Annotated in this window: 25 protein-coding genes; 6 read left to right on the plus strand and 19 right to left on the minus strand. The window is 56.1% G+C overall.

The genetic code is table 11. The features are described 5' to 3' along the window. Positions 1-14 precede the first annotated feature (14 nt). Positions 15-611 (plus strand): VOC family protein, encoded by a 597-nt coding sequence (locus tag MGEO_RS02715; RefSeq protein ID WP_085635139.1) that lies wholly within the window; start codon positions 15-17, stop codon positions 609-611. Here the strand turns inward: MGEO_RS02715 and MGEO_RS02720 are convergent. Continuing rightward, positions 608-1588, minus strand: a complete 981-nt coding sequence (locus tag MGEO_RS02720) for a quinone oxidoreductase family protein (protein ID WP_085635140.1) — start codon at positions 1586-1588, stop codon at positions 608-610. The two genes, MGEO_RS02715 and MGEO_RS02720, sit on opposite strands and share 4 nt — an antisense overlap. 866 nt (positions 1589-2454) lie before the next feature. Between MGEO_RS02720 and MGEO_RS02730 the strand changes: the two genes are divergently transcribed. Further along, positions 2455-3627 (plus strand): AI-2E family transporter, encoded by a 1173-nt coding sequence (locus MGEO_RS02730; RefSeq protein WP_085635142.1) that lies wholly within the window; start codon positions 2455-2457, stop codon positions 3625-3627. Between the two features lie 25 nt (positions 3628-3652). Here MGEO_RS02730 and MGEO_RS02735 read toward each other — a convergent pair whose 3' ends face one another. The 7 genes from MGEO_RS02735 to MGEO_RS02765 all read right to left on the minus strand — a co-directional run bounded on the left by MGEO_RS02735 (position 3653) and on the right by MGEO_RS02765 (position 11205). Further along, positions 3653-5146 carry a mannitol dehydrogenase family protein gene (locus tag MGEO_RS02735; protein ID WP_408607482.1) on the minus strand — a complete coding sequence of 498 codons (1494 nt, stop codon included), beginning with the start codon at positions 5144-5146 and terminating at the stop codon, positions 3653-3655. Next, positions 5146-5919 (minus strand): L-iditol 2-dehydrogenase, encoded by a 774-nt coding sequence (locus MGEO_RS02740; RefSeq protein ID WP_085635143.1) that lies wholly within the window; start codon positions 5917-5919, stop codon positions 5146-5148. The genes MGEO_RS02735 and MGEO_RS02740 overlap by 1 nt, the downstream gene beginning before the upstream one ends. After that, positions 5916-6920: an ABC transporter ATP-binding protein gene (locus tag MGEO_RS02745; protein ID WP_085635144.1), complete on the minus strand. Its 1005-nt coding sequence runs from the start codon at positions 6918-6920 to the stop codon at positions 5916-5918. The genes MGEO_RS02740 and MGEO_RS02745 overlap by 4 nt, the downstream gene beginning before the upstream one ends. Positions 6921-6932: 12 nt before the next feature. Next, positions 6933-7763, minus strand: coding sequence for a carbohydrate ABC transporter permease (locus MGEO_RS02750; protein ID WP_085635145.1), 831 nt, complete (start codon positions 7761-7763; stop codon positions 6933-6935). A 2-nt stretch (positions 7764-7765) separates the two neighbouring features. Next, positions 7766-8632, minus strand: coding sequence for a carbohydrate ABC transporter permease (locus MGEO_RS02755; protein ID WP_085635146.1), 867 nt, complete (start codon positions 8630-8632; stop codon positions 7766-7768). Between the two features lie 139 nt (positions 8633-8771). Next, positions 8772-10079 (minus strand): ABC transporter substrate-binding protein, encoded by a 1308-nt coding sequence (locus MGEO_RS02760; protein WP_085635147.1) that lies wholly within the window; start codon positions 10077-10079, stop codon positions 8772-8774. 94 nt (positions 10080-10173) lie between these two features. After that, positions 10174-11205: a LacI family DNA-binding transcriptional regulator gene (locus tag MGEO_RS02765; protein WP_085635148.1), complete on the minus strand. Its 1032-nt coding sequence runs from the start codon at positions 11203-11205 to the stop codon at positions 10174-10176. Between the two features lie 214 nt (positions 11206-11419). Between MGEO_RS02765 and MGEO_RS02770 the strand changes: the two genes are divergently transcribed. Continuing rightward, positions 11420-12046 (plus strand): glutathione S-transferase family protein, encoded by a 627-nt coding sequence (locus MGEO_RS02770; protein WP_085635149.1) that lies wholly within the window; start codon positions 11420-11422, stop codon positions 12044-12046. A gap of 27 nt (positions 12047-12073) precedes the next feature. On the opposite strand, the gene MGEO_RS02775 is transcribed toward MGEO_RS02770, so the two are convergent. From MGEO_RS02775 to ectA, 4 genes are read right to left on the minus strand one after another with little or no spacing between them, the layout of a single operon-like run. Continuing rightward, entirely contained in the window at positions 12074-13498 is a 1425-nt protein-coding gene (locus MGEO_RS02775; protein ID WP_085635150.1) for an aspartate kinase, read from the minus strand. Position 13499: 1 nt separating this feature from the next. Next, positions 13500-13895, minus strand: coding sequence for an ectoine synthase (locus MGEO_RS02780; protein ID WP_085635151.1), 396 nt, complete (start codon positions 13893-13895; stop codon positions 13500-13502). 5 nt (positions 13896-13900) lie between these two features. Next, positions 13901-15193: a diaminobutyrate--2-oxoglutarate transaminase gene (gene ectB / locus MGEO_RS02785; protein WP_085635152.1), complete on the minus strand. Its 1293-nt coding sequence runs from the start codon at positions 15191-15193 to the stop codon at positions 13901-13903. A gap of 46 nt (positions 15194-15239) precedes the next feature. After that, entirely contained in the window at positions 15240-15773 is a 534-nt protein-coding gene (ectA, locus tag MGEO_RS02790; protein ID WP_085635261.1) for a diaminobutyrate acetyltransferase, read from the minus strand. Between the two features lie 244 nt (positions 15774-16017). Between ectA and MGEO_RS02795 the strand changes: the two genes are divergently transcribed. Continuing rightward, the gene (locus MGEO_RS02795) at positions 16018-16518 is read left to right on the plus strand and encodes a MarR family winged helix-turn-helix transcriptional regulator (RefSeq protein ID WP_085635153.1); all 501 of its coding nucleotides are present in this window, start codon (positions 16018-16020) and stop codon (positions 16516-16518) included. An 86-nt stretch (positions 16519-16604) separates the two neighbouring features. Further along, positions 16605-16916: a lysozyme inhibitor LprI family protein gene (locus MGEO_RS02800; RefSeq protein WP_233139544.1), complete on the plus strand. Its 312-nt coding sequence runs from the start codon at positions 16605-16607 to the stop codon at positions 16914-16916. Positions 16917-16933: 17 nt separating this feature from the next. On the opposite strand, the gene MGEO_RS02805 is transcribed toward MGEO_RS02800, so the two are convergent. The 7 genes from MGEO_RS02805 to katG all read right to left on the minus strand — a co-directional run bounded on the left by MGEO_RS02805 (position 16934) and on the right by katG (position 25225). Then, positions 16934-17308: a Na+/H+ antiporter subunit G gene (locus tag MGEO_RS02805; protein ID WP_085635155.1), complete on the minus strand. Its 375-nt coding sequence runs from the start codon at positions 17306-17308 to the stop codon at positions 16934-16936. 9 nt (positions 17309-17317) lie between these two features. Then, entirely contained in the window at positions 17318-17587 is a 270-nt protein-coding gene (locus MGEO_RS02810; protein WP_085635156.1) for a K+/H+ antiporter subunit F, read from the minus strand. Further along, entirely contained in the window at positions 17584-18075 is a 492-nt protein-coding gene (locus MGEO_RS02815) for a Na+/H+ antiporter subunit E (RefSeq protein WP_085635157.1), read from the minus strand. The genes MGEO_RS02810 and MGEO_RS02815 overlap by 4 nt, the downstream gene beginning before the upstream one ends. 3 nt (positions 18076-18078) lie before the next feature. Further along, a complete protein-coding gene (locus MGEO_RS02820) occupies positions 18079-19626 on the minus strand; it encodes a monovalent cation/H+ antiporter subunit D (RefSeq protein ID WP_085635158.1) in 1548 nt (515 codons plus the stop codon). Then, positions 19623-19976: a Na+/H+ antiporter subunit C gene (locus MGEO_RS02825; RefSeq protein WP_085635159.1), complete on the minus strand. Its 354-nt coding sequence runs from the start codon at positions 19974-19976 to the stop codon at positions 19623-19625. The genes MGEO_RS02820 and MGEO_RS02825 overlap by 4 nt, the downstream gene beginning before the upstream one ends. Position 19977: 1 nt before the next feature. Next, positions 19978-22839, minus strand: a complete 2862-nt coding sequence (locus tag MGEO_RS02830; RefSeq protein WP_085635160.1) for a monovalent cation/H+ antiporter subunit A — start codon at positions 22837-22839, stop codon at positions 19978-19980. A gap of 208 nt (positions 22840-23047) precedes the next feature. After that, the gene (gene katG / locus MGEO_RS02835) at positions 23048-25225 is read right to left on the minus strand and encodes a catalase/peroxidase HPI (RefSeq protein WP_085635161.1); all 2178 of its coding nucleotides are present in this window, start codon (positions 25223-25225) and stop codon (positions 23048-23050) included. 116 nt (positions 25226-25341) lie between these two features. Here katG and MGEO_RS02840 point away from each other — a divergent pair, with 116 nt between their 5' ends. After that, the gene (locus MGEO_RS02840) at positions 25342-26241 is read left to right on the plus strand and encodes a hydrogen peroxide-inducible genes activator (protein ID WP_085635162.1); all 900 of its coding nucleotides are present in this window, start codon (positions 25342-25344) and stop codon (positions 26239-26241) included. Positions 26242-26357: the final 116 nt, after the last annotated feature.

Consider the following 26357-nt stretch of genomic DNA (forward strand, 5'->3'; position numbering starts at 1 on the left):
GCGAGGACGAAGGTATGCAGTCGAAAGGACTTCGAAAAATTCAGACGCAGGGCGTCCACCACATCACGATCATTGGCGCGGACAGGCAGACGTCCATCGATTTCTGGGAAGGTGTGCTTGGAATGCCTTTCGTCTTCGACCAGCCCAATCTCGACAACCCGAATGAGGGACATCTTTATTTCGACCCGGGTGACGGTCGACTGATCACCATTTTCACCAATGAAGAGCGTGAACCGGATGACACACCGGTCCCCGAAGCCACGGGATCGCTTCACCATCTTGCCCTGAATGTCAGTCAGGCCACGTTTTGGCAGGTTGCAGAGAGGCTCGATGCGAGAGGTGTTCCACATTCCGGTCCTGTAGACCGCGGCTTCATGGACTCGATCTATTTCCGTGACCCTCTGGGTCTTCGCATAGAACTGGCGTCCTACCGGTTCGAACCACCAGAAGGTTGTCGTCATTCGGATGTGATGATCGAAGCACACCGTATTCGAGTGGAACGCGGCGATCACAATATCGACCGCGTCCACCTTGCCGATGCCATCGAATTGCTGGTGCAGCTTCGCCAGCAATCTCTGTCGGAGAGCCGCGACGCACGCAACCCGTATTAGAGCGTCAGGACAGTCGACCCCGTCGTCTGACGCCCTTCAAGCGCGCGGTGCGCGTCCGCCACATCCTCGAGCTTGAACCGCTGGCCGATAGTCACCTTGATCGCACCTGACGCCACCTTGTCGAACAGATGGCGTGCCATGTCCTGACAGCGATCATGGTCGGCAACGTAGGTGAACAAGGTTGTTCTCGCCACCTTCAATGACCCTTTGGCGGCCAGAGTCAGCAGGTTGACTGGCGGCACAGGCCCAGAGGCGTTGCCGAACGAAATCATCATTCCGAGCGGCTTCAGGCAATTGAGTGACTTGTCAAAAGTATCTGCGCCGACACCATCCATCACGACATCAACACCTTTACCGCCGGTGATCTCTTTGACCCCGGACACAAAGTCATCGGTACGATAATTGATGACGTGATCCGCGCCATTTTGCTTGGCGAGGGCACACTTCTCATCGGATCCAGCGGTCCCGATCAGAGTTATCCCTTCAGAACGCGCCCACTGGCAGGCGATCAAACCGACGCCACCCGCAGCGGCATGGAACAGAACCGTGTCCCCTTTGGCGATCGGAGTTGTCCTATGGAACAAGTATTCGACCGTCAGACCCTGCAGCATGACCGCGGCGGCAGTCTCGAAATCGACCTCGTCCGGTATTGGGCAGACCTGCGCAGCCGGCATCACTCTGGCTTCGCAATATGCCCCAGGCGGCATCGACGCATAAGCAACACGATCCCCTTCCTTGAGGTGTTTTACGCCCGCACCGACGGCCTCGACAGTACCTGACGCTTCCATGCCCATCGCATGGGGAAGGTTCAGTGGATAAAGCCCACTGCGCTGATAGACATCGATGAAATTCAGTCCACACACCGCATGCCGAATACGAACCTCACCCTCACCGGGGTCGCCCACCGGCCATTCCTCCAGTTTAAGCGCCTCCGGCCCTCCGTTCTCGTGGATCACAATCGTCTTTGCCAGTGTCATGTCGGATCAGTCCTTCTTGTTGCTCATTGTCTTTTTCACGTTTCACCTGTCTTCCGGCATTGCCCATCGACAGCCCAAATTCGTCACGAACCGGTAGCTGTTGAGTCAGCGGAACCGTCATCTCTGGATTCAGTCCAGAGCCTGAGTGAACGCCAAGTTGAGTGGCTTTACCTGTCGGTGCCTCCCCAAACACCTTTCGACCCACGATAGGGTACGACAGCTGATTTACTAATACTGTTTCAGTCGTTTTCCATACCAGACCGACATTATATTTGATCTGAGGCGTCTTGCGTCCGTCGAAGTTGTACCGCGCGAAGCCGGTCCAACGCGGGCCGCGTAAACCCTTCGCACATCTCAAGCTGGCATGGCCGGTCCACTATTCATTATTGACGGCGCACCCCCGGTTTGGCGCGCCTCGCTTCGCAAGGCCTTTCCGAAAAATTCACTCGAAACAACCTATGGATACTCGGAGGGATCGTGTGAAGCTGCAGGATCAGTTTGACCAGTCCATGAACTTTTATTCAGTCGCGACCGAAGCTTGGTTGAGCTTCTTGGAAGACCGACTTCGGAATTGGCCTTTGCAGGCCGTAGATTCCTTCGCTTTGTCGAAGCCGCGTTGCGGAAAGAAACGACATCTCCAAGCGTCTGAACCACTTGCGCAATAACGGCCGAACTCGAGCATTGTGGAACTGCAGCCGGTGTTGTGCGGGACAGCGATGAGGAAATCAGCACATCCAATCGAATTCATCCAAAAAACAGGTTTTCACAATTGAATATGTCTGGCCAAACTGGGGTTTCGGTTGCAAGCAAGCTATTGTAGCCTTGAGCCGCCTCGCCGTTCCCCCACTTGGGCCAGCATTCACACTATGCCACAGTCAACCGAAGAAGAGCAGGACGCCAAGTCCATCGTTCTAAATGTGCAAAAAGCCCAGATCTGGTTTCTGGGCATCATCGCGTTTGCGGTTATTCTGTTTCTCCTTGTTCAGGCAAAATTTCTTCTGATCTCTCTTGCTATCGCAATTATGCTGTTCTCGCTGACCTCCGATGCAATCAGCTATTTCCAGCAGCTCAGGATCGGAAGCGCCAAGGTGTCGATCTGGATTGCATCGACATTGGCCGTCCTGTTGATCGCCGCGATCCTGATTTCGGCTTCTGCGATCCTCCTGACACAAGCCAACACCGTTGTCGTGACAATCCTTCAATACGCCGACCCTGCGCAGCGCGCGGTGGCGGAACTCTTTCGCTGGATGGGTGAGGATGTTGAATCCGCGGTGCTCGAATGGCTGCAGGGCATTCGCTTTGGACCGTATCTGACGTCAATGGCCGGGCAAGCGGGGAACATCGCATCCGGAGCCGTCCTGGTCACTCTATTCGTCGGCTTCATGTTCCTAGAAAGGATCTGGTTCTCGACCAAACTCACCAGCCTGATGGGCGACAAGGAAAGCGCTGAACGCGTGGAGATGATCATCTCCTCCATCATTCACAGGGTGAACCGCTATCTTGTTGTAAAGGCGTTGATTAGCGTTCTGACCGGCGGGTTGGTCTATGCTGTGATGACGGTTTTCGGCTTGGAACTGGCATTTGCGATGGGTGTTCTGACATTCGTTCTGAACTTTATTCCGAATATCGGCTCGATCATCGCTACGTTTGTCGTCGCGCTCGTCAGCTATGTTCAAACGGGCGATACGGTTATTGGGCTGTCGCTGCTGTTGATCGTCGGAATGATGCAGTTTGTAGTGGGTCAGGTTCTCGACCCTCTACTTTTGGGAAAGACCCTTCGACTGTCTTCCTTCGGGATCATTATTTCGCTCGCCTTCTGGGCGGCAGTCTGGGGAATTGTCGGGATGTTTCTTGCGGTTCCGATCATGGTTTCAATCATGATCGTCTGCTCGCACATCCGCAATTTGCGGCCTTTCGCAATCCTGTTATCGCGCGAGGGTTTCCCGGATCTGGACCTCGATCTGGACAGCCGACCGGCCACTGGACACGGCGGCGAGGACGCCGCGAAAGCGGCGTCCCAATCCGTCCAAGGCCAGTGACAGTAAGAAAAGAACCTTTCTGTCTCTACTGTTCCAGGAAGCGCCGCAGAGTATTCCGGCAGCCATCTGTCCAGAGGCTGTTCAGCCAGGCCGAAAAACTATCGGCAAAGACTACGTTTTGCCCAAGCGTGCCGTAGCAACTCAACTGCAACCAAGCGGACGGATCGCTGCGTGCGGAAAGCGCCGCAGCCTGAAGTTCCGTCCAGTTCGGATCGTTGGGTTCAATCGCGGTTCCGTCTTCCCGTTCACCTGCGCACATACGCGCCCAGAGGGCTTCGGCGAGTGCCAGTCCATCCACGGTTCGACCTGCCGCAAGTCCATCGCGAAGGCTCGGAAACAGGAACCCGGGGTGTCTGGATGATCCGTCGAAGGCAACGCGCCGCGTGCTGTCCCGGATCTGAGGATTGGAGAACCGACCGTCAATAAGCTCGAGGTAGCCTGTAGGTGTAATCTCTGGAACCGCTTGAACAAAAGGTGCGATTTCTTTTTCTTCGACTTTGCGGAAAAAGCCGGAAATGTCGTCATCCGCCATGCAGTCCGCAATCGTCGCAACAGAAAGCAACTCTCCCGCATTTGCCAGAAGCTGATGTCCACCGTTCAGCATCCGCAGCTTCATCGCTTCATACGTGTGCACATCATCGGTAATTGTCGCGCCGACTTTTTCCCAGGCCGGTCGACCTGCAACAAACGCGTCTTCGATGACCCACTGGCGAAAACTCTCATGCGACACAGGTGCGGCATCCTCGATACCGAGCGCATGTGTCCGTGCGATCAGTTCCGCGCTTGTCGCAGGAACGATGCAGTCGACCATCGAATTGGGGAATGTCGCTTCACGGTTGATCCAATCTGCCAGATCAGGGTCAGAAAGGCGCGCGAGCTCCACCACACACTGGCGCAAGATCGCACCATTGCCCTGCAGGTTATCGCAGGACAGAGCTGTAAAGGGCCCTACTCCATTCGCCCGGCGTGCTTTGAGAGCCGCAACCATGGCACCGAATGCTGTGCGCGGACGATCAGGGTTCGCAGCATCGTGCCGGATGTCTTCGTGGCTTTGATCAAAGTCACCGCTATCCGGATCGATGTAGTACCCGCCTTCCGTTACAGTCATGGACACAATGCGGATCGCCGGGTTGGACATCGCCTCAATCAAAGAGGCGTTGCCTTCTTCGATCGGCAGGTAATCTATCATCGAGCCCGACACTTCAGCCGAGGAGCCAAGAGGATCCAGCTTGATCAAGGTGGTCAAGCAATCCTGCGCCAGAAGCTTCTCGCGCATCGCAGCATCGTAGACCCGAACCCCGGCCCCAATGATCGCCCAATCATGTGCCTCGCCCTGCTGCATCAGGCTATGCAGATACCACGCCTGATGCGCACGATGGAAATTACCGAGACCGATGTGGACGATCCCAGGCGTCAGCTTGGATCGGTCATACTGCGGGCGCACAACGTCGGCAGAAAGCATGTCGAGGTTTGCGTTGCACAGTTTCATGGCATGTGGCCCTTTTACGAAATCGTCCATCAGCTCATCCAGTTGCCGCCGTCAACGTTATACGTTTGAGCGACAATGTAGTCGGCCTCTTCCGAGGCGAGAAAGACTGCCATTCCAGTTAGATCTTCTGCGCGGCCCATTCTGCCGTATGGAACGGACTCGCCCACTTCCTTCTTCTTCTGCCCCAAAGCCTTGTTTTCATACTTGGCAAAAAACGCATCAACGCCATCCCAGTGTTCGCCATCGACGACCCCGGGAGCGATTGCGTTTACATTGATCCCATGCCCGATAAGATTCAAACCCGCTGATTGCGTGAGACTGATAACCGCAGCCTTGCTTGCACAGTAAACCCCGACCAAAGCCTCACCGCGGCGTCCTGCTTGACTTGCCATATTGATGATCTTGCCGCGAACGCCTCGCTCGATCATGTGTTTCGCTACAGCCTGCATTGTGAATAGCGTCCCGGCTACGTTGATCTCGAACACGCGGTCAAAGTCTTTGCGTTCGATCTCGACAATGGGCGCGGCAGTAAAAAGCGCTGCATTGTTGATCAGGATGTCGATTTGGCCAAAAGCCTCAGCGACTGTGGCCACGGCACTATCGATGCTCTGTTGCTGGGTGACGTCCATTTCGACGGCGATAGCTGCATCACCGATCTGCTCTGCAGTTTCCCGTGCGCGGCCAATGTCGATATCCGCAATGGCGACCTTTGCACCTTCGCGAACGTAAGCTTCCGCAAAAGCGCGCCCGATCCCTCGGGCGGCGCCTGTGATCAGCGCGCTTTTGTCCTGCAGCCGTTTCATTCGATACGCAAACCCTGCTCGTTGAAGCGGTGCAGGTGCTCCGGCCGCGGCGTGAGATAAACCTCGGAGCCGTATTTAAACGAGACCTCGCCTGTGGCTCGAACGGTCAAAGGTTCGTCGGTCACGTCACACTGCACATGGAAGAAAGTATCGGATCCAAGGTGCTCCGAAACACCGATTTTGCCTTTCCAAGCACCTGAACTCTCGGAAATATCGATATGCTCCGGACGGATACCAATTGTCGCCGCGTCGTGTTTCTGCGCTTCGGCACCGCTGATCAGGTTCATCTTTGGAGAACCGATGAATCCGGCCACGAAGGTGTTGCGCGGTCTTTGGTAGAGTTCAAGCGGGCTGCCGACCTGCTCAATTACACCGGCCTGAAGAACGACAATCTTGTCGGCCATTGTCATCGCTTCGACCTGATCGTGAGTAACGTAGATCATGGTCGTTGCAAGTCGCTTGTGCAGTTCCGAGATCTCCAGACGCATTCCCACGCGAAGAGCCGCATCGAGGTTTGACAGCGGTTCGTCGAAAAGGAAGGCAGCGGGCTCGCGGACAATCGCGCGACCGATTGCAACACGCTGACGCTGACCTCCGGAAAGCTGGCCTGGGCGGCGGTCGAGGTAAGCCGTCAGGTTCAGAACAGAGGCGGCTGCTTCGATCCGCTTGTCGATCTCTGCCGGGTCCATCTTGGCCATCTTGAGCGGGAACGCGATGTTCTTGCGCACCGACATATGCGGGTACAGGGCATATGACTGGAAAACCATGGCCAGTCCGCGCTTCGCGGGAACAAGATTTGTCGCATCATTACCGTCAATCTCGATTGTGCCGGTGGTGATGTCCTCCAAACCCGCGATGAGGCGAAGAAGTGTGGACTTGCCGCAGCCGGATGGTCCGACGAAGACCGTGAATTCGCCATCCTCGATGGTCAGATCCAGCGGTGGGATCACCTGAATGTCGCCGAAAGACTTCGTGACCGATTTGAGTTGAATACGTCCCATAGGTCTGGTCCCTTATTTCACCGCGCCGAATGTCAGGCCGCGGACAAGTTGTTTCTGGCTAAACCAGCCAAGGATGAGGATCGGCGCGATGGCCATGGTCGAGGCTGCACTGAGTTTTGCGAAGAACAGGCCTTCCGGGCTGGAGTAGCTGGCGATGAACGCAGTCAACGGAGCAGCATCTACAGCCGTGAGGTTCAGCGTCCAGAAGGCTTCGTTCCAAGCGAGGATAAAGTTCAACAGCATAGTCGATGCGATGCCCGGAACCGCCATGGGCGTGAGGATATAAAGTACTTCTTCCTTAAGCGTCGCACCGTCCATCCGGGCGGCTTCAAGGATCTCGACCGGGATTTCGCGGAAGTAGGTGTAGAGCATCCAGACGATGATCGGCAAGTTGATCAACATCATCACGATCACTAGGCCGGCGCGGCTGTCGAGGAGACCCAACTGAATAAACAGCAGGTAGATCGGATAAAGCACGCCGACGGCCGGCAGCATCTTGGTCGAGAGCATCCAAAGCAGGATGTCCTTGGTCCTGCGCGAAGGTACAAAGGCCATCGACCAGGCGGCAGGCACCGCGACAATCAGGCCAAGAACCGTAGAGCCACCGGCGATGATGATCGAGTTCATCAGGAACCGAGCATAGTTCGACCGCTCCATCACGACGCCATAGTTCTCGAGCGTCCAATCGAAGCCGAGGAACAGCGGAGGGCTGGCGATGGCCTGAGCCTCGGTCTTGAAGCTGGTCAGGATCGTCCAGAGGATCGGGAAGAAGATCAGCAATCCGATTGCCCAGGCAAGACCGGTATTGATCAGTTTGCGGCGGGGTGTAACTGCACGTGCCATGATCAGTTGTCCAAGTTCTTGCCGACGATCCGCATCAGGAAGATCGCGACGATGTTTGCAAGGATGATGGCGTAGACACCACCGGCTGAGCCAAGTCCCACGTTCTGGCTTTCCAGCACCCGCTGGAAGATCAGGTAAGACAGGGTACGGGTTCCGAACGCACCGCCTGTGGTGACGAAAATCTCGGCAAAGATGGCCAGAAGGAAGATCGTCTGGATAAGGATCACGATTGTGATCGCGCGGCTCAGATGCGGAAGAACGATATAGGCAAAGCGCTTCAGAACAGGGGCACCATCCATTTCGGCAGCTTCCAACTGTTCGCTGTCAAGCGACTGGATTGCCGTCAGCAGGATCAGCGTTGCGAAAGGCAGCCACTGCCAGCTCACGATCATGATGATCGACTGCAGCGAGGCGTCCGACAACCAACTGATCGGATCGGCTCCAAAGAAGCGCCACAAATGCGCCAGGAGACCGTTCACCGGGTCCATGAACATGTTTTTCCAGACCAGAGCTGAAACGGTCGGCATCACAAAGAATGGGGCGATGACAAGGATACGAACAACACCCTGCCCCCACATCGGCTGATCCAAAAGAATGGCCAGCAGGATGCCCAAACAGACGGTAATCACAAGCACGCCAAGAACAATAACCAGAGTGGTCTGCACTGCAGGCCAGAACGCGCTGGAACTGACGAACCGTACGTAGTTGTCAAACCCGGTCCACCCCTGATCACCACCGCGCAGCGGCAGATAGGTGCGGAACGAAAACCAGAGCGTCATGATCAGCGGAACCAACATCCAGCCCAGAAGCAGAATAACCGCCGGGGCCATCATAAGTCGGGCCGCTGATCGGGATGCTTTCGTCGCCATGGGATACATCTCCTCCGTTGCCAGCCCGTCGCAGGATACCGCGCTGTCCGAATAGAACCACTTCAAAGTGGAAACGTTTAAATGGAGTGGGGTGTCAGGGGGCGGCGCGGGGCCGCCCCCTGAAGGTCAAGCCCGAAGTTTAGCGGTAGCCAGCGGCTTCCATAACTTCTGTCGCAATCGCCTGTGCTTTGGCAAGCGCCTCGTCCACGGTCTGCTGACCAGCATAAGCTGCGGAGAATTCCTGGCTGACTTCTGTCGCCATGCCTGCGAATTCCGGGATCGCGACGAACTGGATACCGACATACGGCACCGGATCGACGGTCGGATCGGTCGGATCAGCTGCGTTGATCGAGTCGAGCGTCATCTTCGCAAACGGAACATCCTGGTATTCAGGTGTCTCGTAGAGAGACGTCCGCGCACCCGGAGGAACGTTGGCCCAGCCTTCTTTCGCTGCAACCAGTTCGATGTACTCTTTGGATGTAGCCCACTCGATGAACTGCTTAGCTGCCGCTTCTTTCTGGGTGCCTGCCGGGATGGCAAGAGCCCATGCCCACAGCCAGTTGGCGCGCTTTTCGACGCCTTCGGCGTTGGGAGCCAGCGCGAATCCGACATGCTCAGCAACGGTCGAGTCGTTGGGGTTGGTCACGAAGGACGCCGCAACGGTCGCATCGATCCACATGCCGCACTTGCCCTGCTGGAACAGCGACAGGTTTTCGTTGAAACCGTTGGTCGCAAAACCTTCCGGGCCGTAGTCGTTCATCAGGTTAACGTAGAAATCCAGTGCGGCTTTCCACTCCGGCTGATCGAACTGAGCGTTCCACTCTTCGTCGAACCACCGTGCGCCAAACGAGTTACCTGTTACAGTGATGAACGCGCCGCCTTCACCCCAACCGGCCTTGCCGCGCAGGCAGATGCCATTGATGTCGTTGGCCGGATCATCCATCGCCGCAGCGGCTTCACGGATGAACTGCCAGGTCGGTGCATCCGGCATGTCCAGACCTGCTTTTTCCATCAGGTCGGTGCGGTACATGACCATGGAGCTTTCGCCATAGAACGGTGCCGCATAGAGCGTGCCGTCATGGGAGAGACCGCCGCGCATCGCGGGCAGGATGTCATCTACGTCATATTCAGCGGACAGATCGTCCAGCGGAACGAGCCAGCCGTTGGCGCCCCAGATCGGGGTTTCGTACATGCCGATTGTCATGATGTCGAACTGACCACCTTTGGTGGTGATGTCCGTGGTCACACGCTGACGCAGCACGTTTTCCTCAAGGGTTACCCACTCGACTTCATGGCCGGTCTTGGCTGTGAAGTCGTCGGTATAACCCTGCATGCGGATCATATCGCCATTGTTCACTGTCGCGATAGTGATGGTTTCTGCATACGCGCCGCTTGCTGTGATCAGAGAAAGCGCCGTGGCCGCACGGAGTGCGTTTCTGAAAGACATCCGAATCCTCCCTAGCTTGGATGTTGTGACCGAAAAGTTAGCCGAAGAGTTGCCGCGCCGTCAATATTAAATTGACGCGCGGAAACTTTTAAGTTTACGCTGAATTTCGCAGCACGAGCCGCGACGGGAACAACGTTTCCTCTCGGTTCCGAAATTCCCCCCCACTTTCAATGAGTTCGAAAAGCGTCTCCACGCTGCGATTGGATACGGAGTCGTAGTCATGCGCGGCTGTCGTCAGGGACGGACATGTGAAACGTGCGAAAGGATGATCGTCATTCGACGCAACGCGCAGGTTACAATCCGGACCGCGACCGACTCGATATCCCAGTTCACAGCAGGCCGACAAAAGCCCGATGGCCAGGCGGTCGTTGCTGCAAAGGATCGAATCCGTTGGCAGACGGTTGTCCCGCAGGATTTCAAGAGCACCGCGCCGTCCGATCTCCTCAAAGGCCCAGCCCTCGCCTTCAATCTGGATGATATGAGGCTCGAGACCTAGCCTGTCCATCATCTGGATGTAGGCGACGCGCCGCTTGTTTGCGTTTGGGTTTGCAGGCGTCCGCATCTCAAAAAAGGAGGGCGGCGCTCCTGTTCTGGTGAGGTATTCAACGGTCTGCGACACAAAGCTGAAATTGTCAGAACCGATAAACGCTTCTCCGAGCCCTTCGATATTACTGTCAAAAAGGACGGTCGGAACGTCCCGACAGAATTTCTCGATCTCTTTCTGGTCGGACGCGCGTCCCAGCGGGGCAAGCAGAACCCCGGCAGGCTTGAGCGAGCGGAGCCCATCCAGGATGTCCACTTCGAGCGCAGGGTCACCATGCGCACTGTAGAGTGTCGGCCTGAAACCTGCACTGATACAGCGCTGCTCGATATTTCTTGCGTGCTCGGCAAAGACGGGGTCAGCCATAAAGGGCACGACGATGCCGATATTCTTTGTAAGCTTCCGGTTCTGGTTCATCGCAAAGATGTTCGGCCGGTAGTCATACCGTTCGAGCGCCTTTTCGATCCTTGCACGTGTCGACCTTCGGACACTGTCCGGATCATTAAAATACTTGGAAACTGTTGGTCGTGATATTCCGCTAACTGCAGCGAACTCTTCCATGTTACGAATTCGTTTTTGCGTCATGAGCGTTCCTCTTCAGCAAGCGGCTGACGCCTCCTCCCTCATTCTTTCCGGAAACTTTACATGTTCTTAGCGCGCGGCAAAACAAAAGTTTTTGAACACAATCTGAAGCTGAACGGCGCGGTTGGTTGACCTGCACCCTGGAGGCTGACACCCTTTGGCTTACAGCCGTAATCAGACTATCTGCCCCTGAAAGACTTTGCTGGAGACCTGCGCGATGATCGATCTTTACACGTGGACGACGCCAAATGGACGGAAGGTTTCGATCCTCTTGGAGGAGTTGGGCGTCCCCTACACCGTCCATGCGATCGATATTGGAAAGGACGATCAGTTTGCGCCAGAGTTTCTCAAAATTTCACCCAACAACAAGATCCCGGCAATCGTCGACAGGGAAGCTGACCTCGCTCTAATGGAGAGTGGCGCCATCATGCTCTACCTCGGACAGAAATATGGTCGCTTCATTTCCCAAGGGGATGACTACTGGAGTATGATGGAATGGCTGATGTGGCAAATGGGCGGTTTCGGGCCAATGCTTGGACAAGCCCATCACTTCCTGAAATTCAACAAAGGGACATCTGACTATGCCGAAGCGCGATACGGCAAAGAAGCCGCACGCCTGTATTCCGTACTAGATACACGGCTTGAAGGGCGCAGCTATGTTGCTGGGGACTATTCGATTGCAGATATGGCAATCTTCCCTTGGGCTGCGAGGTTCGAGTGGCAGGAGATCAACCTGAACGACTTTCCGAATGTGCGGGAATGGTATCTTCGGATTGCAAACCGACCCGCCGCTCAAAGAGGCTATCAAGTTCCGAAGTTCGTTACCGGTATTCCGATGCCCTGATCAGGGCATCGGAATACTCCGGACATGTCATGCCGCGCGCGACAGCGTTGTAGGGGCATTTTCGATCAGTTCGGCATGAAGCGCTTTAATGACCGCTTCCATGGAATCCCGGTCCATCACAAACTGAACGTCCACATTGCGGGGCCCCTGACTCGCGCCGATCGCTTCGCGGCCTGCATTGGCGATAGCCTGCAATCCCCGCGTCAGAACAGACAGACCTCGCAGATCACGACCGATCACGGAAACCATCGCAAGTCGGCGTGTCGAGATCTCGGCTGCCGGGAAAAGCTTGGCGATGTCGCGCTCTACCCGACGCATCGTCTTGAGCGACGCATCGAGATAATGCGTGATCGTATTTGCGTTTGAGACCTTCGACACGATCCGAACATTATGACGCTTCAAAATGTCGAGGACTCCGGAATCGTAGCCTTTGACCCCAACCATGTCCTGCTCGAACACTTCCAACGCCACGATGTCCAACCCCGTGACAATTTCTGCTGCGGCCTCATCTGCAGGCTGGTCGTCAATCAGCGTACCCGGGTCTCCCGGATCGAAGGCATTTGTGACGCGCAGTGGCACTCCAGCCTGCCGAAGGGTCTTGGCCGCGTTCGGATGGATGGCCTCCATGCCCATGTTCGAAAGTTGATCGGCCACGTCGTAATTCGTACGACCAAGCTTTCGCACTGCACCTGCCCCAACAAGATTTGGATCCGCCGAGGACAGGTGAAACTCCTTGTGGATGATCGCTTCTCTTGCACCGGTCAGAGCAGCGAGATGTGAGAACGTGACCTCGGAGTATCCTCGATCAAATTCGTTCATCAAACCATCGACGCACTGTGCATACCCAGTCACAATTGGCATCTCAGATGCGGGATCGATTGCCTCGAGCGCATCCGTGATCCGTGTTTTGAGATCGACGTCTCCCTCGTCCCGCCATCCGGACAAATCCACAAACCGCGCTTCTATTCCACTTCGCTGCAAAAGAAGCGTTGTGACAAATGCGGAATGGGCTTCGCCAAGGCCAGACAATAGTTCACGGATATGCCCCATATGTTCCGGCAACCGGAAATGGCCGTAAGAGCACAATCGCTGTAGATCGATCAGGCAGTTGCGTGCCCCCAAAATCCGTTCATCGACGAACAGATCCGCCTGCTGGATATCCCCCTTGTGGCTGAGGATGTCCCCATGCGCTGCCTTCATAGCCTTGGCAACACGGTCAAGCGCGTCCTGCCATTTGTGATTGCTGTCGTCGTTGGCGAAAAGCGCGTATACGCCCGGTTCACCGGATTTCTTGTGTTCGAGAAGGAGGTTTGTAATCCCGCCAAAAGCGGACACAACAAATATTCGGTTGTAGATGTCCTCTGCAGAACGACCTCCGATAAACAGCGTGTCTCTGAGTTCGCACAGGCGGGACATGGATGTCCCGCCGATCTTTTCAACAGTGTGGGTCATGTCAGGCGTCCTCGGGCGCCGCGTAGGACCCATCTGCACGGTGGACTTCACTGCCCGTCACCGGCGGATTGAAACAACAGGCCATGACAAGTTCCTCGTCCGCGCGAAGACTGTGCCGGTCGTGTTTGTCGAGCGCATACATCACACCCGGCGTGATCTCATGCGTCTCACCGGTGGCAAGGTCGGTGATGGAACCCTTTCCTTTCATACAGTAGACGCTTTCGAAGTGGTTCTTGTATTCAAAGGTGTGTTCGGAACCCTCTTCCAGAAAGGTGATATGGAAGGAAAAACCCATGTTGTCGTCAGCCAGAAGCATCCGCACGCTGGTCCAATTCGCGTCCGAGACAACCCGGTTCTTTTCCTGCTCAACGATCTTGTTGAAGTCTCTGACAATCATTTCGGTTACTCCGCCGCAATCTTGTTTGTACCGGTCAAGACGTCGTTCGCTGCATCGAGGAGAATGTTCAGACCCTTCCGCAGCGTATCTGTGGGTGTGGTCAAAGGTGCCAATACCTTGATAACCTGATCCTCGCTGCCCGATGTTTCGATGATGAGACCTTTTTCGTAGGCCCGCGCGCAGATCTCCGACGCAAGATCACCCGAAATCACATCAACGCCCTGCATCAGACCGCGCCCCTTGAGATGGGCGTCGGGCACCATTGCAGCGAGATCGGCCAGAGCGTCGTGCACTATCTGCGCCTTTTCGCTCAACTCGCGCTGGAAAGCATCATTGGACCAGAACTTTTCGATAGCAACTCTTGCCGTCACAAACGCGTGCGTGTTCCCGCGGAAAGTGCCGTTGTGCTCTGCCGGGCCGAAGATGTCATAGTCCGGTTTCACCAGAACCATGGCCATCGGCAGACCGAACCCGGAAACCGATTTTGCCATCGTCACGATATCTGGCGTGACACCCATATCTTCGAATGAAAAAAATGTTCCGCAGCGGCCGCAGCCTGCCTGAATATCGTCGATAATCAGAAGAGCGCCGTTGTCTTTTGCCAGCTTTGCGATGTGTCGGACCCATTCCGGGCTTGCGGCGTTCAGACCACCCTCACCCTGCACCGTTTCCAGCAAAATGGCAGCAGGCGCATCCACACCGCCGGACTGGTCCTTCAGCATGGCCTCAAGGAACTCTGCCGTATTGGTCTCTCCGGGGAAATAATTGTCGAATGGCATACGCGTGACACCGTTCAACGACGTACCGGCGCCCCCGCGATGGTAGCCATTGCCCGTTGCCGAAAGCGCGCCAGTGGTAACGCCGTGAAAGCCATTGGTGAAAGCGATTATGTTAGTGCGTCCGGTCACCTTGCGCGCAATCTTCATCGCGGCCTCAACGGCATTTGCGCCGGTAGGACCCGTGAACATCACGCGGTGGTCCATATCGCGGGGTTCAAGAATGTGACTCTCGAACGCTTCAAGGAATGCCGCTTTTGTGTCGGTATGAAGGTCCAAACCGTGGGCCAGCCCATCATTGGAGATGTGCTCAATCAGAGCGGCTTTCATGTCCGGATCATTGTGACCATAGTTCAACGAAGAGCAGCCGGCTAGAAAGTCGATCCACGTCTTACCCGCCTCATCGGTGATCTCTGAACCCTGCGCCGTGGCAAAGGTCGCCGGCATCCCCCGGCAATAGGATCGGGCCGCACTCTCGCGACGCTCGAATATCGAAACAGAATGACTCATGTCCTTGGGCATTGCATGTCCTTTCAAGGCATTGAAATTGGATTGTAGAGGGAGACGGTCAGGCCGCGCGCTTGAGGTTGCTAACCTTAGGCAGCGAAATCGACACCATGTATTCCGTGTCGTGACGCCCTTCGAAGTGGGTGTCGCGCTTGAAGTGAGGCACGTCGGTCAGAGTTCCGCCGATCGATCTCGCGAAGCCACGGAACAAGGCCCACGACGCATCATTGTCACGCGTGATCGTGGTTTTGAGGTGTGTAGCGGCATCGCAGACATCACGCTCGATCAACTCAAGAAGCATGGATTTGGCGAGGCCCAGACCCCGCGCCTTTTCGCTAACGGCCACCTGCCAAACAAACAGCGCGTCCTGATCTGGTATCATGTGCCCAGAGACCCATCCAACGACGCATCCGTCCAATTCTGCGACAACACAGGTCTCCCGGAAGTGGTCGGCCTGTACCAAATTACAATACATCGAATTTTCGTCGAGAGGCTTGCAGTCCTTCACAAGCTCCCAAATGGCAGCCCCGTCCGTCGCATCTGGCTTGCGCAGACGGGGCTTTCGCGTTCGATCCGGATCACTGTTCTTTGGCATGGCTTCCACCTCATCTTTAGTTCGTTTGGCTAAGTAGTTCATCTGGTCACTGATTTCAAGAACATAGCCTAGCTGCAATTTAAAGCTGTTATTTATATATTTCATTGCAAAATTTTAGTTAGTTATTCTATTCAAATCGTCATGAATCTCTATTGCTTTTACTAAGCGTTAACTCGCAAGGACCGACTTGGTTCCAAGCGAAGGAAGATTGCGGCCGCTTCGAAAAATGTGCGAAGCTCTTCCAATGAGCACAACGACGCCTCAGAGGATGGACGACAGCCTGATTGCGCTGCGACGCATTCTGCGAGCGACCGAGTTATATGCCCGGGATCTTGCTCAAGCCGTGGGGCTGACACCCGCGCAGCTTCGGGTGCTGCAGATCGTTGACGAGAAGGAAAGCGTAACGCAGAAGGCGTTGGCGACGCAGATGGGCGTCAGCCAAGCAACCGTATCCGCCTTGGTCGACAAACTGGTGGCACAACAGCTGGTCAAGCGAATTCCCTCTGAACAGGACCGGCGCCAAACCAACGTCACCGTCACGTCAGAGGGACACACCAGGCTTCAGGATGCTCCGGACGCGCTGCAACAACGGTATGTGAGAAAATTTCTGGAACTGGCAGACTGGGAACAGGCCCAGCTTGTCGCGACACTCGAACGGGTTGCGGATATGCTTGATGCACGCGGGTTGGACGCGTCTCCGGTCTTGACGACGGGAGAGATCAGGACGGAAAGGAAAGCCGAATGACGAGATTTGCTGTTGCCTTAGCGGTCACTCTCCTGGCCATGGTCGGTTGGTCTGCGGCATCGGCAGACCCCTCTTTCGAATGCAGTATGAACAGTTCAAGCCAGGTCGAGATCGGGAATTGCGTGGGCGAGGCCGAAACAACGGTCAATCAAACCATTGAGGTCGCTCTGCGGTTCGCCATGGAGTCAGCAGCCGAATTGGACGCCGCAACCGAGCGCGATACAGCCGTACCTGCACTAAAGGCGGGGCAATCCGCTTGGGAGATCTACCGCGATGCGCATTGTGAATTTGTCGGATCAACCTTCGGAGGCGGATCCGGTACGGAGATCGCGATTCGCTCCTGCCGTGTCGAACTGGGCCGGGCACGTGTGAAGGAACTGATGTCGTTCCTGCAATAGGTGCCCGTTCGAAGCTACTACTTATCGGCCGTCTGTTCGGGCGGTTCATCAAAGACGGACCAGCCGCAAGAGCTTTGGCTGTCCGGCAAATCCGACTCTTTCAGATTGCGTGCCATGTAGGTCTTTGCAATGAAATTCGCGGTAATCGGCGCGGTAAGAAGAAGAAAGACCGTGATCAGCAGTTCATGGATAGACAGGTGGTCTGTCTTCGCAAAGAAATACAGCATGGACGCGATCAACACGCCGCCGACGCCAAGTGTCGTCGCCTTTGTCGGCGCGTGCAACCGCTGTAGCGAGTCCTGGAGTTTGACCAGCCCGTAGGAGCCCACCAAACCGAACACCCCGCTGACGACCAGAGAAATGGCGATGAGTAGTTCCGTAACAAAGCTCATGTCAGTGCCTCATTCGATAATGTCGCCGCGAAGCAGGAACCGGCAGTACGCCACGGTCGACACAAAGCCGACCATGGCAACCAGCATCGCTGCCTCGAAATAGATCGCCGTGTCGCGCCAGACGCCATAAAGAACGAGCAAGGCAATGACATTGATGACCATTGTATCAAGCGCAAGAATGCGATCGGCTGCGTTGGGGCCCTTCACAATCCTCCAGAGATCCAACAGCAGGGCGATGCCATAACACGCAGCTGCAAACAGTATCGCGGCTTCGATCATTGGAAAATCTCCTTCAATCGGCGTTCGTAGCGCGACTTGATCTCATCGCGCACTCCGTCCGGATCGTCAATGTGCAGGCAGTGCACCAGAATACTGCCTCCGTCGGCGGCAAGCATGGCCGAGACTGTGCCGGGGGTCATGGTGATCGTTCCTGCCAGCACGGTGATCGCCTCGGCCGAGGTCAGTTCAAGGGGAACCACAATCCAGTGAGAGCGGATATCTGGATTGCTTCGGAAAAGAATGATGGCCGCCACCTGTACATTGGCCACCACGATATCCCAAAGGACAACCAACACGTATTCGATAACACGCAGCGGTTTTGCGATCTTCGGGCGGTCAGGCCAATACGGCGCGGTCAGCATCGGAATGATAACGGCGAAGACAACGCCAAGGATCAAGTTGCCCAAGGTGAACTTGTTGACCAGCCCGAGCCAGACAAAAACCAGAGCAAGGCTCAGCAGCGGGTGTGGGATCAGACGACGCAGCATGGCTTAGTTCTCCGCGTCTGGGTTCAGCACAGCCGAGATGTATCCCGGTCGGTCAAACAACTGAGCAGACGTCTCGTCCAGGTACTCCGCGACCGGCCCTGCAAAAATGGCCAGTCCGACCAAGGCGGCGAGCGTGAGCATCACTGGTGCGACTTCGAAAACACCGGCGTGACGAGCCAGAAGCAACTGCCCATCCGGTTCGATTTCAGGGTCGGGTGAAGCTTGTGGAATAGAAGTCGATTTCCAAAACAAGGCACTCCCCGCGCGCGCGAAGCCAACGATCGTGATCAGTGAACCGATAAGGATCGCCGTCCATGCCCAAACCATTTGGCCCGGTTCCCGCAGCGCATCAAGCACCAGCAGCTTGCCCAAGAAGCCACTAAGAGGTGGCATGCCTGCCATGGCGATCATCGCGGCAAAGAAGATCGCGGCAAACAACCCGTTCTGAACCGTGGCCGGTTCCGGCCGGAGAGAGTCTCCCTCACGCCGGCTAACCACAAGATCGGCGATCAGGAACAGGCTTGCCGCAGCAAAGGTAGAGTGCACCATATAGTAGAGAGCAGCGGTGGTTGCCGCCGGTGAGAACGCTGCAACCGCGACAAGCAAAGTGCCCATCGATCCGATCACCGAGAAGCTGATCATCGGCATCAGACGTCGTGCGCCCAGTACACCGAATGCGCCCAACGCGATCGTAACAATCGCCGCCGGGAACAGCCACGTATCCGCAATCCCTTCGGTTCCATCTATGCCGGGGCCGAAAGCAACCGTATACACCCGAAGCAACGCGTAGGCACCGACCTTGGTCATGATCGCGAACAGCGCAGCAACCGGAGCGGGGGCGTTTGCATAGGTTGCTGGCAACCAGAACTGCACCGGAAACAGTGCCGCTTTGACGGCGAACACGATCATCAGAAGCATCGCCGAGACCCGTACCAGCGCGGCGTCCTCCGGCGGAATGTCCGCCACTTTGGCAGCCAGATCCGCAATGTTCAGCGTTCCCGTGCTGGCGTAGAGCGTGCCCAGCGCGAAAAGGAACAGCGTTGAACCTGCGAGGTTCATCACGACGTATTGCAGGCCAGCGCGCATCCGCTCTCGACCGCCAGAATGGATCATCAAGCCGTAGGACGCGATCAACAACACCTCGAAGAAAACAAACAGATTGAAGATGTCACCAGTTAAGAACGCGCCGCAAATCCCCATGAGTTGGAATTGAAAAAGCGCATGAAAATGTCGGCCGCGTGAGTCCCATCCGGTGGCGATGGCGTGAAGCAGCACCATCAAAGCCAAACTGGCTGTGAGAAGGATCATCAGGGCGGACAGACGGTCCAATACCAGCACGATCCCGAAGGGTGCGGGCCAGTCGCCAAGACGATAGATATGCGTATCCCCATCGGCAGCCATAGCGGCAAGACCAATGCAGACGCCAAGCAGCAAAACCGTGCCGACTGTCGATGCGATGCGCGCAAGTACGATGTCGTGCCGCATGACAAAGCCAATCAGCGGTGCAAGCATGGCCGGCAAGACAATAGGAACGATGATCCAGTGGCTCATTGCGCGGAATCCTCGATTTGATCGGCTTGGGCTATATCGATTTCGTCACTGTCAGCTTCCAGAAAGGCTCCAAGTGAGATCATCACCAAGACTGCGGTCATGCCAAAAGAAATCACGATGGCCGTAAGAACCAATGCCTGCGGCAGGGGATCGGTGTAACTGGCCTCACCGTATTTCGACAGAATGGGCGACATGTCGATGGCGAGCCGACCGCTGGAAAACAGGAATACGTTCACAGCATACGACAGAAGCGCCAGACCAAGGATCACTGGGAACGTTCTGAGACGCAGGATCAGGTAAACGCCTCCGGCCGTCATCGCTCCGATAGCGCTTGCAACGAGAAGCTCCATGTCAGCCCTCCTCCACGCTGTCAGTTGTACGGGTGCCCGGATCGTAATCCATGGGCGTGACATTCACTGTTTCACCGGCATAGCGTGCAATCCGCGACAGGCTGTAGAGCATCAGCATCACAGCACCGAGGACCGTAAGGAAAACGCCCAGATCAAACAGCATCGCCGTAGCAAGCTCGAACTCCTCGATCGGGGGCAAATGCACATAGGTGTAGGAACTGGTGAGGAAAGGCACACCGAACACCCAAGCGCCCGCCCCTGTCAGCCCGGCAATCAATACGCCAAAGCCGATCATGCTGTGATATTCGATACGTTTTCTAGCCTGCGTCCATGCAAAACCCGAAGCCATGTATTGCATCAGAAGCGCGATGGCGACGACGAGTCCGGCAACGAAACCACCACCCGGTTGGTTGTGTCCCCGAAGGAAGATGTAGATGCCGACGAGAACCGCAATTGGCATCAGGACACGTGTTACGACAACCATCATCAGCGGGTGACGGTCGCGCGAACGATCCTGGGAGTAATCGGTATTCCGCAGTCTCCGGGCAGCCGGTCCATCAAGCAACGCGTGCATCAGCGCGTAGATCAACAGACCTGCAATTCCGAGAACGATGATCTCGCCGTAAGTGTCATAGCCACGGAAATCGACGAGGATCACGTTCACCACATTGGTGCCTCCGCCGCCTTCGTAACTGTTCTCCACATGATACGAGGAGATCGTGGAAATATCGCGTTGCATGAACGCGTAGGCCAGACCGCCGACGCCACCTCCCGCAGCCAGTGCGATCAGACCATCGCGGGTTTTGCGACCGACAGAGCTTTCTCTTGGCGTTTCCTTTGGCAGGAAATGCAGCGCCAAAAGCAACAGCATGATCGTAACCGTTTCGACAGAAATCTGTGTCAGAGCCAGGTCAGGCGCGGACATATATACAAAGCCGGCAGATATGGTCAGACCGATGATCCCGATCAGTACAAGCGCGCGGAACCTGTTGTGATGCATCGTCACAACGCTCACCGTGGCGACGATCAGCATCAGCCAACCCACGGCAATCACAGCCGGAACCGGAAGAAGACCCCGTGAAGGAGCAGACAATCCGCCTCCGAAAAAGGCGATGGTCCCGAGTGCCACGGACGCCACCGTGAATATTGCAAGGTAGCGGCTGATCGCACCGTTATGAGTCGCTTCCGTAACCAACCGGGTAAAGCCAACCAGCGCCGCAACGAGGCGATCAAAGATATCCTTCGCCTCGGGTCGAGGTGCCTTGATCCAGGCTCGGTCCAGTGGCCCATGGAGCATCAGAAGTATCCCGCCACCGATTACTGCGATTACGGACATGTAAAGGGCCGGAGTAACACCGTGCCAAATCTTGAGATGCGGGTGAAGGTCACCACCCGTGACAGCATTGGCCGCCGCCGTCACGATACCTTCGGCAAGGAAAGGCATGACCCCGATCAAAACAACCAGCGTGGCGAGCAGCGCAGGCGCCGCCCACAGCCCGAACGGCGGATCATGTGGCTTCGATGGGTAATCATCGCGGACCGGGCCAAGAAACACATGCGCGACAAATCGGAAAGAGTAGGCCACGGACAGCAGAGCACCAATGGTCGCCAACACAGGAACGACGTAGTGACTGTCGAGCCATGTCGTGTGGGACGCTTCTTCCAGCATCATCTCTTTTGAAAGAAAGCCGTTGAACAACGGTATTCCCGCCATCGACAATGCCGCGATGGTTCCGATCCCGAAGGTTATCGGCATGAGATGCCGCAACCCTCCCAACCGCTTGATGTCACGGGTGTGGGTTTCATGATCGATGATCCCGGCCGTCATGAAGAGAGCGGCTTTGAAGGTCAGGTGATTGATAATGTGAAAGACCGCCGCGACCGCGGCAGCATCGGTTCCGAAACCCAGCAACATCGTCAGCAGACCAAGGTGGCTGACGGTCGAAAATGCGAGGAGCGCCTTGAGGTCATCTTTGAACAACGCAATCAACGCGCCCACAACCATAGTGACCAATCCCGTGGTGGCGACGATGTAGAACCACGCGTCGGTACCTGACAGAACCGGCCACATGCGCGCCATCAGAAATACACCTGCTTTCACCATGGTGGCTGAGTGAAGATAGGCCGAAACGGGTGTTGGAGCCGCCATCGCGTGCGGCAACCAGAAATGGAATGGGAATTGCGCGGACTTTGTGAACGCGCCCAGCAGGATCAGGATCAGCGCAGCCATGTACCAATCCGAGGCACGAATTGCATCGCCCGCCTGCAAGATATCGGTCAGGTTGTAACTGCCGACGATGTTTCCGAGGATCAACATCCCCCCGATCATCGCCAAACCACCCGCCCCGGTCACAGCAAGCGCCATACGCGCACCCTGACGGCCTTCTGGAAGGTGCTTCCAATAGCCGATGAGCAGGAAGGAGGACAGCGATGTAAGCTCCCAGAAGATGAGCAAAAGCAAGATGTTATCGGAAATCACAATCCCGAGCATCGCACCCTGAAACAGCAGGAGGTAAGTGTAGAACTGACCAACTGGATCATCCCCCGACAGATAGAACCGCGCGTAAAGCGTGATCAGCAAGCCAACTCCGAGGATCATGCAGGCAAATAGCAGGCCCAGACCGTCCAGGAAGAAGGACGCGGACAATCCAAGTTGAGGTAGCCACTCGATCTCTGCCTGGATCGTTTCGCCGTTCATCACTGCAGGCGCAAATGTGAGCAGAAGGATCAACGCCAAGGCCGTTGGCACCGCCGTGAAGGAAGCGCAGGCATTCCGCCCGGCTCGAATCATCACTCCCGGAACCAGCGCGCCGAGGAACGGCAGCAAAGCTATGAGAAAAAGGAGGTTGCCCGATGTGCCCATGTTACCTTCTAGTCCAACTCGAAGTGCCTCGAAGGGCAATATCGTTAAATGAACCCGATGTAAAAGCTTCGGTATCTTTCAGAAAGACGACGCAACCGCCTTTGGCCCTGACACCGACAGTAATTGGAAAGCGATTTTGGGTTCGGAGACGTTGCGCTTGAACTGAAAACGCCCGGGCAGTCAGAGCTGCCCGGGCTGGTTTAGTCGATCAAGCAACCAGATCGAAACGATCCGCGTTCATGACTTTCGTCCACGCAGCAACGAAATCACGCACGAACTTCTCGGCGTTGTCGTCCTGCGCATAGACCTCTGCATAGGCGCGGAGGATCGAATTTGATCCGAACACCAGATCCGCGCTTGTTGCCGTCCACTTGACTTCGCCCGACTTGCGGTCGCGCACTTCGTACAGGTCATCCTCGACCGGATGCCAGCTGTAGGACATGTCGGTCAGATTGACGAAGAAGTCGTTGGTCAACTGCCCCTCGCGGTCCGTAAACACACCATGCTTATTGCCGCCGAAGTTTGTGCCCAGCATCCGCATCCCGCCAACAAGAACGGTCATTTCTGCGGCGGTCAGGCCAAGAAGCTGAGCTTTATCAAGCATCAGCTCTTCCGGTTTGACAGCATACTTTTCCTTCTGGAAATTCCGGAAACCACACGCCAGAGGCTCGAGCACCTCGAAGCTGTCTGCGTCGGTCTGCTCTTCCGTCGCGTCGCCGCGACCGGGTGCAAACGGGACGTCGAGATCAAAACCGGCTGCCTTGATAGATTGTTCAAGGCCAACATTGCCAGCCAGAACGATCACGTCGGCAACTGACGCGCCGGTCTCTGCTGCGATTGGTTCCAGAATTCCCAGAACCTTCGCCAGACGCTCGGGCTCATTGGCGACCCAGTCCTTCTGCGGAGCAAGGCGAATGCGCGCTCCATTTGCGCCACCGCGTTTGTCCGAGCCGCGGAACGTACGTGCGCTGTCCCAAGCGGTTGCAATCATTTCGGCAGCTGTCAGACCGCTGTCGGCAATCTTCGCTTTCACCGCATCCACATCATAGCCGGTGCTGCCGGCCGGGATCGGATCCTGCCAGATGAGGTCTTCAGCCGGAACATCGGGCCCGTAGTAGTTGACTTTAGGACCCATGTCCCGGTGTGTCAGCTTGAACCAGGCCCGTGCGAACGTGTCCGCAAAATACTCTGGATCCGCACGGAATTTCTGGCAGATCTCATTGTAGATCGGGTCGACTTTCATTGCCATGTCGGCGTCCGTCATGATCGGGTTATGACGGATCGACGGGTCAGAAGCATCGACAGGCTTGACGTCTTCCGGCATATCGACCGGTTCCCACTGCCAGGCGCCAGCGGGCGACTTCTTGAGTTCCCACTCATACCCGAAGAGGTAGTCAAAATACCCCATATCCCATTGGGTAGGGTGTTGGGTCCAAGCACCTTCGATGCCGGACGTGAATGCATTTGCGGCTTTGCCTTCCATCCCCGGGTTGTCCCAGCCGAAGCCCTGCGCGTGGACGGGACAGCCTTCCGGTTCTGCGCCAATGCTATCGACAGCGCCGCGGCCGTGCGCCTTACCAACGGTATGCCCACCGCACGTCAGAGCAGCAGTCTCTTCATCGTTCATTGCCATACGGGCAAAGGTTTCGCGGACATGTTTGGCTGTCCGCGCCGGATCGGGATTCCCGTTCACGCCTTCCGGGTTCACATAGATCAGCCCCATATGAACGGCAGCGAGTGGGTTATACAGGGTCGAAGTGTCATCCAGATCGCCATAGCGGCTCTCGGAAGGAGCAAGCCATTCGTTTTCGGCACCCCAGTTCACGTCCTGCTCAGGACCCCATATGTCGGCGCGACCAAAGCCAAAACCAAAAGTTTTGAGGCCCATCGACTCGTAGGCCATGTTCCCGGCAAGGATGATCAGATCGGCCCAGCTGAGCGCATTGCCGTACTTTTTCTTGACCGGCCAAAGCAGACGACGCGCCTTGTCGAGGCTTGCATTGTCCGGCCAGGAGTTGAGGGGAGCGAAGCGAATGTTGCCACTGCCTGCACCGCCACGTCCGTCGCCCATCCGGTACGACCCTGCAGAGTGCCATGCCAGACGGATCATCAGTCCGCCATAATGACCCCAATCGGCCGGCCACCAATCCTGACTGTCGGTCATGAGCGCTTTGACGTCTGCTTTGACCGCTTCATAGTCAAGGCCCTTCACCGCTTTCCGGTGGTCATAATCCGGATCCATCGGGTTGGTGCGCGCACCATGCTGGTGCAGGATGTCCAGGTTCAGAGCACTCGGCCACCATTTCGTGACGCTGTTGCCCATCTCCGTATTGCCGCCATGCATTACAGGACAGCCGCCAGTCGGGTCGATGTTGTTTCCATCCATGATCTTCTCCCTCGCAGTGAATCATGAAGAGCATCGTGCTCTTTCTAGAATGGTTCTAACCTTTGGGATTGATAAATTCCAATTGGATATTCAAAAGATAATGATAAGATTTTCCAATGGCTGCTCTTACGATCAAACAGCTTCGGTATCTTGATGCCTTGGCCAGACACCAGCATTTCGGACAGGCTGCAGATGCCTGCTCGATCTCTCAGCCTGCACTGTCGCTTCAAATCAAGGAATTGGAGGCAATAACGGGAACGGCACTGGTGGAACGAGGGCCCCGCACAGTCAGGCTGACGCGCATTGGCGAAGACTTTGTTCGTAAGGCGCGTCAAGTCCTGGTTGCAGTCGATGAACTGGAGGACCTTGTCCGCGCCGCGCATGGCCCACTTGCCGGTCGGTTTCGACTGGGTGTCATTCCAACAGTTGCACCATATCTCCTTCCATCGACAATAGCTGCTTTGTCAGAGCGCTTCCCTGATATTGAGCTGGAGGTTCGGGAATCGGTCACGAAGTCCCTCGTGGCAGATCTATTGGAGTCCCGTCTGGACGCGGCCATCGTAGCGCTGCCGATTTCGGAACAAGCCCTGAGGGAGTTTGCACTCTTCAAAGAGGATTTTGTCCTTGTTCGTCCAAGCTCTGACGCGGAAAAGCCCGTGCCAAGTCCTGACATGCTCAGGACCATGCGTTTGCTGCTCCTCGAAGAAGGTCACTGCTTTCGCGATCAGGCATTGAGTTTCTGCGAGATAAAGAAAACGCAGCCACGGCAATTGATGGAGGGCAGTTCGCTGTCCACACTGGTGCAGATGGTGGGCGCAGGAATGGGCGTGACGCTCATTCCAGAAATGGCGCTCAACCTGGAAACCCGGTCAGCTGACGTTTCCATTGCCCGGTTCCCCAGCCCAACACCGTCAAGAACGATCGGAATGATCTGGCGCAAGTCCAACCCGTTGGCAGATCACTTGATGCAAGTGGGTGCGATCGTTCGAGGCTTGGGAAACCGCAAGAACCGATGATCAAAGGCGCCAGGCCCAAAGCCAATTCCTCGACGCGCTGCACAAGGGTGAACCCAAATCCTGATTCACACCGAGCGTGCATGAGCAGTCAAAGGTTCACCTCAGGATTTGTGGAC

This window comes from Marivita geojedonensis, from assembly GCF_002115805.1.
Lineage (GTDB): Bacteria > Pseudomonadota > Alphaproteobacteria > Rhodobacterales > Rhodobacteraceae > Marivita > Marivita geojedonensis.